We start from the raw sequence: 13,746 nt of genomic DNA, 5'->3' as shown, positions 1-13,746 counted from the left end.
CTTAAATTCCCGTGGTGATGTCGATGGTCTGGCCTTCAGCCAAAGTCACGACAGCTTTTTTAACATCGTTGCGAGTGTAGGGGCGACCCTTCCACTTCTTGGTCTTGCCCTTTTGCACCATCGTGTTCACGCCTTTGACTTTGACATCAAACAACGCCTCGATAGCGGCTTTGATCTGCGGCTTGGTTGCGGTGTTCGCAACTTTGAAAACCACAGCGTTATTTTCGCTGAGCAAGGTTGATTTCTCGGTGATGTGTGGGCCGACAATTACGTCATAGTGACGAATGTCCACTGCTTCTTTTTTAGCCATTGAAGCGTGCCTCCAGCTTTTCAACCGCAGCGCGTGTCAGCACCAGGGTCTCATGGTTCAAAATGTCATAAACATTGGCACCAGCAGCTGACATCACATTGACGCGAGGAATGTTGTTCGATGCCTTAGAGAAAGCATCATTCACATCATCACCATCCATGACCAGCGCTGACTTGCCAAAACCGAGCTTCGTAATATTGGCCAGAAGAGCCTGTGTTTTGGCTTCTTTCATTTCAATATTCTCAAGCACGATCAGATTGTCGTTCTTTGCCTTATCAGACAGCGCCATTTTCAGACCCAATGCACGAACTTTCTTGTTCAGCGAAGGGTTGAAGTCACGCTTGCGCGCACCGTGGGCTTTACCACCACCAACAAAGATAGGAGCACGACGATCACCATGACGAGCGGTACCACCGCCCTTTTGGTTGCCGAACTTCTTACCGGTGCGGGCAATGTCACTACGCTCACGCGTTGGACGGGCGGTGCCGCGCGCTTTTTCACGCTGCCAGTTGACGACGCGGTGCAGAATGTCTGCGCGCGCCTCAAGACCGAACACGTCATCATTCAGATCAATGTCGCCCTTGGCTTTTGCGTCGAGGGTTTTCACTTTCAATTTCATGGCTTAGCCCTCCTTCCCTGCATCATCCGCAGCATCAGATTTCTCTTCTGCTGGCTTTTCTGCAGGAGCCTCTGCTGGCGTCTCCGCCGCTGCTGCTGCAATTTCTTCATCGGTAGGACCAGCCGGCGCTTCATGCTCTGCATCCGCCTCGATCATACCAGCAGGCGCATCTTCGGTTGCCGTTTCATCCGCGTTGCGGCGCATAGCACCCGGGAATGGAACACCTTCAGGAAGAGCCACTTTCACAGCATCTTTAACCAGCAACCAGCCACCTTTGGAACCGGGGACGCTGCCACGGACAAAGATAAGGCCGCGCGCAGCATCCGTGCGAACGACCTCAAGATTTTGCTGTGTGCGATTACGCGCACCCATGTGACCAGCCATCTTCTTACCTTTGAAGACTTTACCAGGATCCTGGTTTTGACCGGTAGAACCATGCGCACGGTGAGAGATGGAAACACCGTGGGTTGCGCGCATACCGCCGAAGCCCCAACGCTTCATGGCACCGGCAAAGCCCTTACCCTGCGTCACACCTTGAATGTCGACCATCTGACCAGCAATGAAGTGGTCAGCCGTTATCCGAGCACCAACGGGGAGCAAACCTTCTTCGCTCTCAACCCGAAATTCGGCAACACGTGCCTTTGGCTCAACTTCTGCTTTTGCAAAAGCTTCACGTTGTGGTTTGTTTACATTTTTCGCTTTACGGGCACCTGCACCAAGCTGAACAGCAAAATAGCCATCCGGATCCTGTTTGCGGGCTCCAACAACCTGACATTCTTCCAGGGAAAGAACGGTTACCGGCACATGCCGACCATCTTCCTGAAACAAGCGGGTCATCCCCATTTTTTTCGCGATCACGCCAGTACGCACGATCATTTCTCCTTACAGAGGCCCGGTCGCGGAATTGCCAGCGGGCGTGTTACAAAATACAAAGCCCCGAATTTTCGAATATCGCCCCGTCCGGGCTAAAGCGTCTGATTGATCCGAAGACCAGTCAAACTAGACGGGGGACACATGACCCAGCATGATACTGGCGGTTTCCCATGTCACCGTCGCTCCGATCGGAGCAACGTCGTCACTCACATTAAGCGAGCTTAATCTCTACATTCACACCCGCAGCAAGGTCGAGCTTCATCAAAGCATCAACAGTTTGCGGCGTAGGCTGCACGATATCGAGCAACCTTTTGTAAGTCCGGACCTCAAACTGTTCACGCGACTTTTTGTCAACGTGTGGGCCGCGGTTTACGGTAAATTTTTCGATGCGCGTTGGCATTGGGATCGGTCCACGGATAAGCGCGCCAGTGCGGCGAGCTGTGTCAGCGATATCGCCGGTCGCCTGATCGAGAACCCGATGATCGAATGCCTTCAAGCGTATGCGAATATTCTGCGTTTCCATAAGAACCTATACCAATGTCAAAGAGCCCTCCTTCGCTAAAGCTTCGGCGGGCAAGCCCATCGAAGAAACAACGAAGGAATACTGTGTTAAAACCTTCAAAATAAAACCGCCCGATTTTCTTACCGAGCGGCCTGTCCGCCGTAGCTCCAAATGGAGCGAAGGAGGAAAAAACTGGCCGCCCGAATCAGTGACCCGGGCGGCGATGCAGTCCTATATTACTTTGTTACGGTGCTGACAACCCCAGAACCGACGGTGCGACCACCTTCGCGAATAGCGAAGCGAAGACCGGAGTCCATGGCGATTGGTGCAATCAACTTCACGTTAATTGTCACGTTGTCACCAGGCATAACCATTTCCGTACCTTCTGGCAGGATAACTTCGCCGGTCACGTCCGTTGTACGGAAGTAGAATTGTGGCCGATAGTTGGCGAAGAATGGCGTATGACGACCACCTTCGTCTTTCGACAACACGTAAACTTCTGCACTGAACTCGGTGTGTGGAGTGATCGAACCAGGCTTACAAAGAACCTGACCACGCTCAACTTCTTCACGAGAAACACCACGGATCAAGGCACCGATGTTGTCGCCAGCTTCACCGCTGTCGAGCAACTTACGGAACATTTCAACGCCGGTAACGGTTGTTTTCGAGGTATCTTTGATACCAACGATTTCAACTTCGTCGCCAACATTCACAACGCCGGTTTCAACACGGCCGGTAACAACGGTACCACGACCTGAAATTGAGAACACGTCCTCGATTGGCATCAGGAAGTCCTGGTCAACCGGACGGTCTGGCTGTGGAATGTGCTCATCAACAGCAGCCATCAGTTCAAGAATTTTCTCTTTACCGATATTGTCGTCACGGCCTTCAAGAGCAGCCAGAGCCGAGCCAGCAACGATAGGAATATTGTCGCCGTCAAAGTCGTAAGAAGAGAGAAGTTCACGAACTTCCATTTCAACCAGCTCAAGCAGTTCTTCGTCGTCAACCTGATCAACTTTGTTCATGAAAACAACAAGAGCAGGAACGCCAACCTGACGAGCAAGCAGGATGTGCTCGCGAGTCTGTGGCATTGGACCATCAGCTGCGTTCACAACCAGAATAGCACCGTCCATCTGAGCCGCGCCGGTGATCATGTTTTTAACATAGTCAGCGTGGCCTGGGCAGTCGACGTGCGCATAGTGGCGGTTGTCGGTTTCATATTCAACGTGTGCCGTTGAAATGGTGATACCGCGCTCCCGCTCTTCAGGCGCCTTGTCGATGTTCGCGAAGTCTACGGCTTCACCGCCGCCAGATTCAGCAAGCACTTTCGTGATCGCTGCGGTCAACGTGGTTTTACCGTGGTCAACGTGACCGATGGTGCCGATGTTGCAATGCGGCTTATTGCGTTCAAACTTCTCTTTTGCCATTTTTTCTTACCTCTAATTTCTATCGTCTTGATAGTCTGTGCCGCGCTTTGGCGAGACTATCCAAATCTGTCAACACCCTTTTAACCTCTAGGCTTTTTTCTTGAGCCCGAACCAAAAGGTAAGCGCGGTTACTCGTAAAAAGAGCAGCGGCGATTAAGCCATCTTCTCCTTCAATTCTTCTGCGACATTATTCGGCACTTGCTCATAGTGAGAGAACTGCATCGAATATTGTGCACGGCCCTGCGTGAAAGAGCGCAGCTCATTCACATAACCAAACATGTTGGCCAGTGGCACCATCGCGTCCACTGCCTGAGCGATACCGCGCGTGTCGGTACCCTGGATCTGACCACGGCGAGAGTTAAGATCGCCGATCACGTCACCAAGATAATCTTCCGGCGTAATCACTTCAACTTTCATGATTGGCTCAAGCAGCTTGATGCCGGACTTCTGGGCCGCTTCACGCATTGCTGCACGCGCTGCGATTTCAAAAGCCAGCGCCGAGGAGTCAACATCATGGAACGCGCCGTCATAAACACGAATGTTAAAGTCAATGATCGGGAAGCCGATCAAAGAACCAGTTTCGGCCGTTTCACGCATACCTTTTTCAACGGATGGGATATATTCCTTCGGAATGTTACCGCCCTTGATTTCGTCTTCAAAGGTAATGCCTGCACCACGCTCACCGGGAGTGACTTCGAACTTGATACGCGCAAACTGACCGGAACCACCGGACTGCTTCTTATGCGTATAGTCGGTGTCGACAGCCTTGCCGAGTGACTCGCGATAAGCAACCTGCGGTGCACCAACATTGGCTTCCACTTTAAACTCACGCTTCATACGGTCGACCAGAATGTCGAGGTGAAGCTCGCCCATTCCCTTAATGATCGTCTGACCGGATTCATGGTCAGTCGTCACACGGAAGGACGGATCTTCCGCAGCCAAGCGGTTAAGCGCAACGCCCATTTTCTCTTGGTCGGCCTTGGTTTTTGGTTCAACCGAAAGCTCGATAACCGGATCAGGGAATTCCATTCGTTCCAGAATGATCGGATCTTCTGCGGCACAAAGCGTGTCACCGGTGGTGGTGGTCTTCATGCCGGCCAGAGCAATGATGTCACCGGCAAATGCCTCTTCAATGTCCTTACGGTCATTGGAGTGCATTTCCAGGATACGGCCGACTTTTTCCTTCTTGTCCTTGACCGAGTTCAGCACGGTGCCTTTTTCCAGCTTGCCGGAATAGATACGGGCAAAGGTCAAGGTACCAACGAACGGATCGTTCATGACTTTAAAGGCCAAAGCCGCAAAAGGCTCGTCATCGCTTGATGGACGCGTGTCTTCAGTTTCACCGTCCAGCTTGACACCTTTAATCGCGTCAACGTCCAGCGGGCTTGGCATATAATCAACAACCGCGTCGAGCAGTGGCTGAACACCTTTATTCTTAAAGGCCGAGCCACAAAGCACGGGAACGAAGCTCTGGTTCAGCGTACCTTTACGGATGAGCGACTTCAGGGTCGCTGCATCAGGCTCGGTACCTTCCAGATAGGCTTCCATCACGTCATCGTCCTGCTCCACGGCAAGCTCGATGAGCTTCTCACGATATTCAGCCGCCTCGTCAGCCATATCCTCAGGGATTTCACCATAAGTATATTCAGCGCCAAGGTCTTCGTTCTTCCATGTGATCGAACGCTGGTTCACCAGGTCAACCAGGCCAACCAGGCTGGCTTCGATGCCGATGGGCAGATACAGCACAGCCGGGGTCGCGCCGAGACGCTCAATGATCGAGTTAACGCAGAATTTGAAATCGGCACCGGTCCGGTCGAGCTTGTTGATGAAGCACATCCGCGGCACTTTATATTTGTCGGCCTGACGCCACACGGTTTCTGACTGCGGCTCAACACCGGCGACACCGTCGAAACAGGCAACCGCGCCATCGAGCACACGCAGCGAACGCTCAACTTCAATGGTAAAGTCAACGTGGCCTGGTGTATCAATAATGTTGATCCGGTGCTCTGGGCCCTTGCGGTCTTCCGCATTCCAGAAACAGGTGGTCGCAGCAGAAGTAATGGTAATACCACGCTCTTGCTCTTGCTCCATCCAGTCCATCGTCGCCGCGCCATCATGCACTTCGCCGATTTTATAGGACTTGCCCGTATAATAGAGAATACGTTCCGTAGTGGTCGTTTTACCAGCATCAATATGGGCCATAATGCCAATATTGCGATATCGTTCGAGCGGATGGCTGCGTGCCATAGTCTTTACTCCAGAATTAAGGGGCCCCAATTAGCGCCGCCCCTATAGTGAAACGGGCCAGCGATGACCAGCCCTGATTAGTTACAAATACAACAATGTGAAAAGCGCAGGAATTTACAGAGGCTCTGCAACCCCTGCGCCTTTATATAATGTTACCAGCGGTAATGTGCAAATGCGCGGTTGGCTTCGGCCATCTTGTGCGCATCTTCCCGCTTCTTCACCGCGTTGCCGCGATTGTTGGAAGCGTCAAGGATCTCACCGGACAGGCGAGCAGCCATGGTGGTCTCGCTACGTGCACGGGCAGCAGCAATGACCCAGCGGATCGCAAGAGCCTGAGCGCGCTCGGGACGCACTTCGACAGGAACCTGATAGGTTGCACCACCAACACGGCGAGAGCGGACTTCGATGCCCGGCTTCACATTGTTGAGCGCATCATGGAACATCTGCAGCGGATCTTTTTTCGCTTTGGCTTCTACGCTGTCCAGCGCGCCATAAACGATACGTTCTGCAACAGATTTCTTACCATCCTGCATCAGGTTGTTCATGAATTTGGAAAGGACCTGATCCTTAAACTTTGGATCAGGAAGGATTACCCGTTTCTCGGGACGACGACGACGTGCCATATTATATAACTCCTACTGAACCGATTATTTAGGACGCTTGGCGCCATATTTGGAACGGGATTGCTTCCGGTCCTTAACGCCTTGCGTATCAAGAACACCGCGCAGCACATGGTAACGCACACCGGGAAGGTCGCGAACACGGCCGCCGCGAATGAGAACAACGCTATGCTCCTGAAGGTTGTGCCCTTCACCTGGGATATAGCTGATGACCTCACGCTGGTTGGTCAGGCGAACCTTGGCAACCTTTCTGAGAGCGGAGTTTGGTTTCTTTGGAGTCGTTGTGTAGACACGGGTGCAAACGCCGCGCTTCTGCGGGTTGGCTTCCATGGCCGGCACTTTGGACTTCGTCTTCTGTGGCACCCGCCCTTTACGGACGAGCTGATTAATCGTTGGCATAAAGTCTTCACCTTATTGGATCTAGATAAACTAGGGTTACTCTCACGGCCAAATCGCCGAAAGTGTTTTGCCTATGTAAGTTTTCTGCGGGCCTGACGGATCACACCGCAACAGAAGCGCGGCCCTTAGCGGGGATTCGTTGGAAGGTCAACAGTGGGACCCAGTTTGGGAATGCGATCGGGTTCAATAGCCTGTCCATAAGGCCTTCCAATAGACCAATCATCATTCACATTATTGATGAGGAACTCTTGAGCTAGCACAGTTCCCAAACCATCCACGAAAGATGCGTGTACCGTAATCATACCATAATCTGGATCATCTCTTGGTTTATCTATTGAAAATTGCTCTCTTGCCTCTTTCACCAACTCTCCAATGTTCGTTGCTTTGAAGGGTCTATTCTCGATATAGACAAACAATCTTAAGCTCACACATATCTCACCGTCATTTATAATTGAGAAATAACGTCGCACGGTTTGCCCAAACACCATCGCGTTTGAATATTCAATTCTTAACCTCGGACGAATTTTAAGGTTTGCCTGTTGACGACTTTCTTTAAGTGCTTCGATTTCCGAAGTTACTTGTTCGCGCGAAACTGCAACCAATGCCTTTTGTTGTTCAACCGAATTTTTTAGTTCTTTTGCCTGTAGTAGCAGAGCATCACGACTGTTTTTTAATTCCGAACCTTGTTGAAGAAATCCAAGCACAACCCAAAGCAGTGCCAAGGGGCCGAAAACTCCTGCAAGGAAATCACCCCATTCATTGGGCTTCATTCGTGCAACATCAATCCAATCCCAAAGCGAGAAGCCAACCACTGCACCGATGTATGTTACCGTAAGCCAAAAACCGATCCGGAAGAAATTTGGCCCCTCGATAGCAAGCGTTATGGGCGCACCTTCCAACCGATCATTGTCATCCATAATATAATAGCTATGGCGCCCAAGAAGTAGGATCAAGTACCAAAAAAATCGATACTTTCATTACTCGGGTCTTACAGGCCATCTAAAAAGAGTAGGAAGACATAATCAAAAATCCGCTCTGCTCCTGCTCCCGAAACCGGATTTCTGTCTCTCCCATAGGAAGTGGCTCGTTAGGCAATATCCCATCGCCAAGCGTTTTGGAATTTATGTCGTACAATACTCCAAAGCCAAGATTAAAGCTTTCCGTCGACTTCTTTGAGCGTCGAAAGCCAAACATTAGCCCACCCCCAACTGCCTCGATAAGGTTATCACCCCCAGGCTGAATAGCCACAAAAGGACCAAAGCCCCACATATTATCATCACTAGACTGACCCGAGTTTTTCAGACTGAAAAGATCAAATTTTGGGGTAAAAAAGTAATGCGACTCTAGCATTAGTCGCGCCTGAACATTGTCACTTTTCTTAATACGAACGACTCCATTCACGAGTTCCGCTTCGGACACTCGGTCATTCGATCCAAGGTCATAGCTAAAGCCAATCCCCGCTCCGAACTCGATACCACCGAATTTTGTACCGAATTCCTTACTCTGTTGCGCTTCCTTTGTTTCGTCATTCTCTTTCTTTGTTTTATCATTCGTTTTTTTCGTTTTCTTTTCTTTTGGATCAGCATTTCCAACCGGCGTTTCCTTTGGAGTTGCTTGCGCAACCAAAGTCTGCTCGCTGCCGCCAGCCTTTACAGCAATAGCCTGAGACGAAGTCATCCCTGCGGCAGCACGGATTTCCATTTCTTGAATAGCAATTTCTTTGAGCTTGCGATTTGCCGCATAACGCTCTTTCCGTAACTCTTCTAATTTATCTTCAGCTTCCAACTGCTTTTTTAGACTTTCAACCGACACCCCATTACTAACCGCGCTTTCGGCACAGACTTCATCGGTCGGAATACCTAGCAATGCGGCAGTGATCGTTGCGCATATTAGCGCGCTTTTACTTATCATATTCTCTTTGCCCCCAATCTTTCCATTTTCGCTAATTATTAGAACTCTTTGATCGAAAATGCTTTTTGCTGCATAAAACAAAGATCTGCTCTTTAGTGATACAAATAAAACCCAATTTGGTTATTTCATGAAATAATCGAAGCCGATTTGAATATTCCATGAAATACTTCAGCGATTTTCCCAAGGGTTGATTGAGTATTGGATTTAGAGAAAGTGTTAGGATTGAGATGACTTTTGCAAGACCTCCAACCCCTCAACACTGCGCCTGCCGCTTTCCTACACACCCCGCGCCTGATATAATTCCGGCCATGATCATCCCCCCTCCCCCAAACCACACGCCTCCATTCATCGACGAAAAACACCGCTTCAACAGAATTTCACCTCTGTTTTGCGTATAATTTGTCAACTTTCTGCGCGTCGTTTCGCAGCCCGAAACCGGCTGCTACGTGATCCACAGCCTCAGGATATAGGCGATGATACCAAGGACAGAGATGCTCATCGCCCAAATCGCGGCCATCCAGGCCAGCCGTTTCCATAGCGGGGCATCATCGGCGGATTGTTCGCCGGATGGCTTATCGGACAGCGCCATTAATGATAGCCGTCGCTGCCGACCTTGCCGCGGAAAACCCAGTAAGCCCATCCAGTGTAGATCAGGATCAGCGGCACGGTCAGCACGACGCCGATCAGCATGAATATCTGGCTGCTTTCGGGCACGGCTGCGTCCCAGATGGTGATCTGGTCGGGCACGATATAGGGGAACATGGAAATGCCCAGCCCCGCCATGCCGAGGAAGAACAGGCCAAGCGAAATCAGGAAGGGCGCGGCCTCCTGCTTTTTAAAAAGTCCGCGGAACAGGAAATAGGTCAGGATCACGACGAGCAGCGGGACTTGCGCCGCGAACAGGATGTTAGGCATTTCAAACCATCGGGTCCAATATTGCCCGGCAAGGAACGGCGTGTAGAGGCTGACTGCGGCCATTAATATCAGCGTCGTGATCGCCGCCGGTTTGGCCAATCGATAGGCCGTATCCTGTGCGCCATCCTCGGTTTTCCAGATCACCCAGGTTGCCCCCAAAAGGGCATAGCCCGCGACCGTCCCTACACCGGTCAGCAAGGTGTAAGGCGTAAACCAGTCAAACCAGCTGCCCGCATAGGCGCGGTCCGCGACCTCGACGCCCTGCAGCAACGCGCCCAATATCATGCCCTGCGAAAAGGCGGCGGCAAAGGAACCGCCGGTAAAGGCAAAATCCCAAAAGGCCCGGTGGTCCGGGTCGCGCCAGCGAAACTCAAAGGCGACCCCGCGAAAGACAAGGCCCAGCAGCATGACGATGATGAGCGGATAGGTGGCGGGCAATATGATGGCATAGGCGAGCGGAAACGCCGCCAGCAACCCGCCGCCGCCCAGCACCAGCCAGGTTTCATTGCCGTCCCATACCGGCGCGATGCTGTTCATCGCCTGATCGCGCGCATCGCCCACTTCAAAGGCGGGAAACAATATGCCGATGCCAAGGTCAAACCCGTCCATCACGACATAGGCAAAGACAGCAAAAGCGATGATGAAGGCCCAGATGACGGTCAAATCCATGATCTACTCCCCTGGCTTTTGTTGAGAGGTGCCGGGCTCAAAGGCCGGCGCATCCTTCTGGGCTGGTCCCGGCGTAATACCGGCGGTGCGGACCGGGCCTGTCTCTGTTGACTTGACGCCTTTCTCACCGACCTGCGGCACCTTGCTCATCAGACGCATGATATACCAGGTGCCGATGCCGAATACCGCGAAATAGACGATGATGAAGGCGATTAGCGACGCCGCCACAGCAGGTGCAGCAAGCGGTGAAACACTGTCGGCCGTGCGCAACAGGCCATAGACTGTGTAAGGTTGCCGTCCGACTTCCGTGGTGATCCAGCCGGCAATCACCGCGACAAAGCCGGATGGCGCCATGATGATCGCGACCTTGTGCAGCAGGTGCCAGTCATAGAGTTTCCTGCGAACCCTTGCGAAAAGGCTCCACAGCCCGATGCCAAGCATCGCAAAGCCGATCCCGACCATGATCCGGAAGGACCAGAAAACCATGCCGACAGGCGGCTCATCCGCATCCGGGACCGTGTCCAGACCATCAAGCGGCGCGTTCAAATCATGCTTGAGGATCAGGGACGACAGCTTGGGAATCTCGATCTTGTAATCGACCCGCTTTTCCTCACTATTCGGGATGCCGAAGAGGATCAGCGGCGCACCATCGGGGTAGCTGTCATAATGGCCTTCCATGGCCATGACTTTCGCTGGCTGATGCTCCAACGTGTTAAGCCCGTGCAGGTCGCCAGCGAAAATCTGTACCGGAGCGACCAGAGCCGCCATCCACATCGCCATCGAGAACATCTTGCGGGCATGGGGATTGGCTTTGTCTTTCAGCAAATGCCAAGCGCCGACACCGCCGACGACAAAGGCGGTGGTCAGATAAGTGGCCATCAGCGTATGGAACAGGCGGTAAGGAAAGCTGGGGTTAAACACGATATCCCACCAGCTGTCGCCGGGAACAAACTGGCCGTTGGCTGCAATCTCATGGCCCGTGGGCGTCTGCATCCAGCTGTTCACACTCAATATCCAGAAGGCGGAAATGAAGGTACCGATCGCGACCATCAGAGTCGCGGTAAAGTGCAGCTTCTTCCCGACCTTGTTCATGCCGAACAGCATGACGCCTAGGAAACCCGCCTCCAGGAAAAAGGCGGTCAGCACTTCATAAGCCATAAGCGGCCCGATAACCGGCCCGGCTTTATCCGAGAAAACGGCCCAGTTGGTGCCGAACTGATAGGACATCACGATACCGGACACCACTCCCATGGCAAAGGTCACCGCGAAAATCTTCAGCCAGTATTTGAAGAGATCCATGTAGATTTGTTTGCCGGTTTTGAGCCAAAGCCCCTCGAGCACCGCCAGATAGCTGGCCAGACCGATCGAAAAGGCCGGAAAGATAAAATGAAAGCTGATCGTAAACGCAAATTGTATGCGGGCCAGCATTACGGCATCAAACTGCTCAAACATCGTCGATTGTCCCCTTTTGGGTGGATCGAATTACAAATGAGTCGGCGCGTATTTAGCGATCACGCCGCTCTTTCACAATGTCGGCGCGCTTGATAAGTAGAATATTACAGTTGCATGACGCGCAACCGGGACAAGGACAGGAACATGTTATGAAGATACTTAAAGCTGCTCTATTCTGCGGCGCATTTGCGCTTTCAACCCCTGCAATGGCACAACCTGAGGGGTTTGAGACCGGCCCCGTCTTTGAGGATTTTGGACCAAAGGCGGCGGTTCAGACAGATGATCCGCTGGCCAAGGGCAGCCGGTTCCAAATTGCCTTTGATGTAGCCAAGAAAGCCAACCCCGGCAGCCTGAACCGGACCATCGAAAGCGCAGCGCGGTTTATCAACATGCATGTCGCAGCAGGTGTTCCTGCCGAAAATATCAGGCTCGCCATCGTGGTTCATGGCGGCGCTTCGGTCGACCTGACCAGGCAGGATATATATGGTGCGCGCAATGAAGGCACTAGGAACGGCAGTGCAGATGCGATTGCGGTCCTTCAAAAACATGGCGTCGCGTTTCACTTATGTGGTCAAAGCGCAGCGGCTTATAAAATCGCCAGTGCTGACCTATTGCCCGGCGTGAAAATGGACCTGTCGGCAATGACGGCCCATGCGCTGCTGCAACAGCAGGGATATACGCTCAATCCATTCTAAAGGTTCGTGAATTCAGGAAACCGGTTCCTCTTCATTGGCCATGGCCTTGCGCTTACGCAGGATTTTCATAGTCATTAACCCGGCCGGTGCAGCCAGTGTGACGACCCCGAAAGCGATCCAGAACACATCGCCCAAACCGCCATAGCCTCTGATCAGCTCGCTCAGCGGATCCCAGATGAAGCGTATCGCAACAACCCACAGGACCAGGGCGACATAGATCGCAACCTTGTCTTCCAGTACGATACCCAGCCCGGCCAGTCCGCCATCATTGGCACCTGATTTACCGCCAGAGGCTTCCCGAAACCGCTCTAGCTCCGCCTCCGCTTCTTTCTGACCGGACTGCGCCTGATCCAGTTCGCGGCGCAGGCGCACCAGCTCGCGCGCATTGCTGGCCACCTCTCCTGCCTGTGCTTTAGATGCAGCGGTCAGCTCACCCAGCTCAGCTTCCATGGCCGCGCGTTTGGCACGCTCACTAGCCAGTTGCTGACTGGTATCGGGTGTAGCGCTTTCTATGATGCGGTCGATAACACTGGGTGCGAGTGGATCAGCGGAATAGCGGCTGAGCCAGGCCTTCCAGTCATCCGTACTGCCCTTTTCCTTGAGCCGGGCATATTCCGCCAGACCGGGGCGATCCAGAAGCTCACCAATGCGCGTGAGGATATTGAGCCAGACGAGATTGTCGGTCCCCTCGGCACCTTCCTCCAAGACTTCTGCTTGCACCGACCGGAATTCGAGTGGCAGCTGACATTCGCGCAGCTGCACCGCAATCAGTCCGCTGCGTTCCTTGCCAGTCCGTGCTTCGTTGCGAACCCAGTCGGACTCGACAGATTCTTCGGTCCAGAGCACCAGAAGAGCCTTGGCAGCTTCAATCTCGCGTTCAATTTCGCGGTCAAAGGATGAACCCGCACCAATGCCCGCATCGAACCAGACACTGACCTTCAACGCCTCCAGATGATCACGGATGGCTGTGCAGCGGTCCCGATCATTTCTCGAGTAGCTGATAAAAATGTCCGCCATATCCGCCCCTTATCCCTTTATGCTGCTGCGCTTTATAGTCTATTGCTGCGGGATACGGCAATGTAAAATCACGACCTCGAAACGCCTGTT

At 52.5% G+C, this 13,746-nt stretch carries 15 protein-coding genes; 1 reads left to right on the top strand and 14 read right to left on the bottom strand.

Annotated features, from left to right (window positions below; translation table 11 throughout):
* Position 1: 1 nt before the first annotated feature.
* From DK507_RS11570 to DK507_RS11510, 13 genes are all read right to left on the bottom strand, one after another.
* Positions 2 to 310, bottom strand: coding sequence for a 50S ribosomal protein L23 (locus DK507_RS11570; protein WP_109356543.1), 309 nt, complete (start codon positions 308 to 310; stop codon positions 2 to 4).
* Positions 303 to 929 carry a 50S ribosomal protein L4 gene (rplD, locus tag DK507_RS11565; protein ID WP_109356542.1) on the bottom strand — a complete coding sequence of 209 codons (627 nt, stop codon included), beginning with the start codon at positions 927 to 929 and terminating at the stop codon, positions 303 to 305. Before rplD ends, DK507_RS11570 begins: the two co-directional genes overlap by 8 nt.
* Positions 930 to 932: 3 nt before the next feature.
* Entirely contained in the window at positions 933 to 1,799 is an 867-nt protein-coding gene (rplC, locus tag DK507_RS11560) for a 50S ribosomal protein L3 (protein WP_109357644.1), read from the bottom strand.
* Positions 1,800 to 2,013: 214 nt separating this feature from the next.
* On the bottom strand, positions 2,014 to 2,325 hold the full coding sequence (gene rpsJ, locus DK507_RS11555; protein WP_108810519.1) for a 30S ribosomal protein S10: 312 nt from the start codon (positions 2,323 to 2,325) through the stop codon (positions 2,014 to 2,016).
* 215 nt (positions 2,326 to 2,540) lie between these two features.
* Positions 2,541 to 3,731 carry an elongation factor Tu gene (gene tuf, locus DK507_RS11550; RefSeq protein WP_109356541.1) on the bottom strand — a complete coding sequence of 397 codons (1,191 nt, stop codon included), beginning with the start codon at positions 3,729 to 3,731 and terminating at the stop codon, positions 2,541 to 2,543.
* A gap of 153 nt (positions 3,732 to 3,884) precedes the next feature.
* Complete coding sequence (fusA, locus tag DK507_RS11545; protein WP_109356540.1) at positions 3,885 to 5,978, bottom strand: elongation factor G; 2,094 nt, start codon at positions 5,976 to 5,978, stop codon at positions 3,885 to 3,887.
* 152 nt (positions 5,979 to 6,130) lie between these two features.
* Entirely contained in the window at positions 6,131 to 6,601 is a 471-nt protein-coding gene (rpsG, locus tag DK507_RS11540) for a 30S ribosomal protein S7 (RefSeq protein ID WP_109356539.1), read from the bottom strand.
* Positions 6,602 to 6,625: 24 nt separating this feature from the next.
* Positions 6,626 to 6,997: a 30S ribosomal protein S12 gene (gene rpsL / locus DK507_RS11535; RefSeq protein ID WP_067198316.1), complete on the bottom strand. Its 372-nt coding sequence runs from the start codon at positions 6,995 to 6,997 to the stop codon at positions 6,626 to 6,628.
* A 125-nt stretch (positions 6,998 to 7,122) separates the two neighbouring features.
* Positions 7,123 to 7,914, bottom strand: a complete 792-nt coding sequence (locus tag DK507_RS11530; protein ID WP_109356538.1) for a hypothetical protein — start codon at positions 7,912 to 7,914, stop codon at positions 7,123 to 7,125.
* Between the two features lie 82 nt (positions 7,915 to 7,996).
* Positions 7,997 to 8,989: a hypothetical protein gene (locus tag DK507_RS11525; RefSeq protein ID WP_109356537.1), complete on the bottom strand. Its 993-nt coding sequence runs from the start codon at positions 8,987 to 8,989 to the stop codon at positions 7,997 to 7,999.
* Between the two features lie 361 nt (positions 8,990 to 9,350).
* Positions 9,351 to 9,497 (bottom strand): DUF2474 domain-containing protein, encoded by a 147-nt coding sequence (locus tag DK507_RS11520; RefSeq protein WP_109356536.1) that lies wholly within the window; start codon positions 9,495 to 9,497, stop codon positions 9,351 to 9,353.
* On the bottom strand, positions 9,497 to 10,492 hold the full coding sequence (gene cydB / locus DK507_RS11515; RefSeq protein ID WP_109356535.1) for a cytochrome d ubiquinol oxidase subunit II: 996 nt from the start codon (positions 10,490 to 10,492) through the stop codon (positions 9,497 to 9,499). The genes DK507_RS11520 and cydB overlap by 1 nt, the downstream gene beginning before the upstream one ends.
* 3 nt (positions 10,493 to 10,495) lie before the next feature.
* Positions 10,496 to 11,944: a cytochrome ubiquinol oxidase subunit I gene (locus tag DK507_RS11510; protein WP_109356534.1), complete on the bottom strand. Its 1,449-nt coding sequence runs from the start codon at positions 11,942 to 11,944 to the stop codon at positions 10,496 to 10,498.
* A 149-nt stretch (positions 11,945 to 12,093) separates the two neighbouring features.
* Here DK507_RS11510 and DK507_RS11505 point away from each other — a divergent pair, with 149 nt between their 5' ends.
* A complete protein-coding gene (locus DK507_RS11505) occupies positions 12,094 to 12,639 on the top strand; it encodes a DsrE family protein (RefSeq protein WP_109356533.1) in 546 nt (181 codons plus the stop codon).
* Between the two features lie 12 nt (positions 12,640 to 12,651).
* On the opposite strand, the gene DK507_RS11500 is transcribed toward DK507_RS11505, so the two are convergent.
* Positions 12,652 to 13,656, bottom strand: a complete 1,005-nt coding sequence (locus DK507_RS11500; RefSeq protein ID WP_109356532.1) for a toll/interleukin-1 receptor domain-containing protein — start codon at positions 13,654 to 13,656, stop codon at positions 12,652 to 12,654.
* Positions 13,657 to 13,746 lie beyond the last annotated feature (90 nt).

The organism is Sphingorhabdus sp. EL138 (assembly GCF_900258045.1).
Classification (GTDB): Bacteria; Pseudomonadota; Alphaproteobacteria; order Sphingomonadales; family Sphingomonadaceae; genus Parasphingorhabdus.
This window is presented reverse-complemented; position numbering and strand designations above follow the sequence as displayed.

Excerpts from the sequence above, each read along its gene's own strand:
- DK507_RS11570 (WP_109356543.1), bottom strand. The coding sequence starts at position 310 with ATGGCTAAAAAAGAAGCAGTGGACATTCGTCACTATGACGTAATTGTC.
- rplD (WP_109356542.1), bottom strand. The coding sequence starts at position 929 with ATGAAATTGAAAGTGAAAACCCTCGACGCAAAAGCCAAGGGCGACATT.
- rpsJ (WP_108810519.1), bottom strand. The coding sequence starts at position 2,325 with ATGGAAACGCAGAATATTCGCATACGCTTGAAGGCATTCGATCATCGG.
- tuf (WP_109356541.1), bottom strand. The coding sequence starts at position 3,731 with ATGGCAAAAGAGAAGTTTGAACGCAATAAGCCGCATTGCAACATCGGC.
- fusA (WP_109356540.1), bottom strand. The coding sequence starts at position 5,978 with ATGGCACGCAGCCATCCGCTCGAACGATATCGCAATATTGGCATTATG.
- rpsG (WP_109356539.1), bottom strand. The coding sequence starts at position 6,601 with ATGGCACGTCGTCGTCGTCCCGAGAAACGGGTAATCCTTCCTGATCCA.
- rpsL (WP_067198316.1), bottom strand. The coding sequence starts at position 6,997 with ATGCCAACGATTAATCAGCTCGTCCGTAAAGGGCGGGTGCCACAGAAG.
- DK507_RS11530 (WP_109356538.1), bottom strand. The coding sequence starts at position 7,914 with ATGGATGACAATGATCGGTTGGAAGGTGCGCCCATAACGCTTGCTATC.
- DK507_RS11520 (WP_109356536.1), bottom strand. The coding sequence starts at position 9,497 with ATGGCGCTGTCCGATAAGCCATCCGGCGAACAATCCGCCGATGATGCC.
- cydB (WP_109356535.1), bottom strand. The coding sequence starts at position 10,492 with ATGGATTTGACCGTCATCTGGGCCTTCATCATCGCTTTTGCTGTCTTT.
- DK507_RS11510 (WP_109356534.1), bottom strand. The coding sequence starts at position 11,944 with ATGTTTGAGCAGTTTGATGCCGTAATGCTGGCCCGCATACAATTTGCG.
- DK507_RS11505 (WP_109356533.1), top strand. The coding sequence starts at position 12,094 with ATGAAGATACTTAAAGCTGCTCTATTCTGCGGCGCATTTGCGCTTTCA.
- DK507_RS11500 (WP_109356532.1), bottom strand. The coding sequence starts at position 13,656 with ATGGCGGACATTTTTATCAGCTACTCGAGAAATGATCGGGACCGCTGC.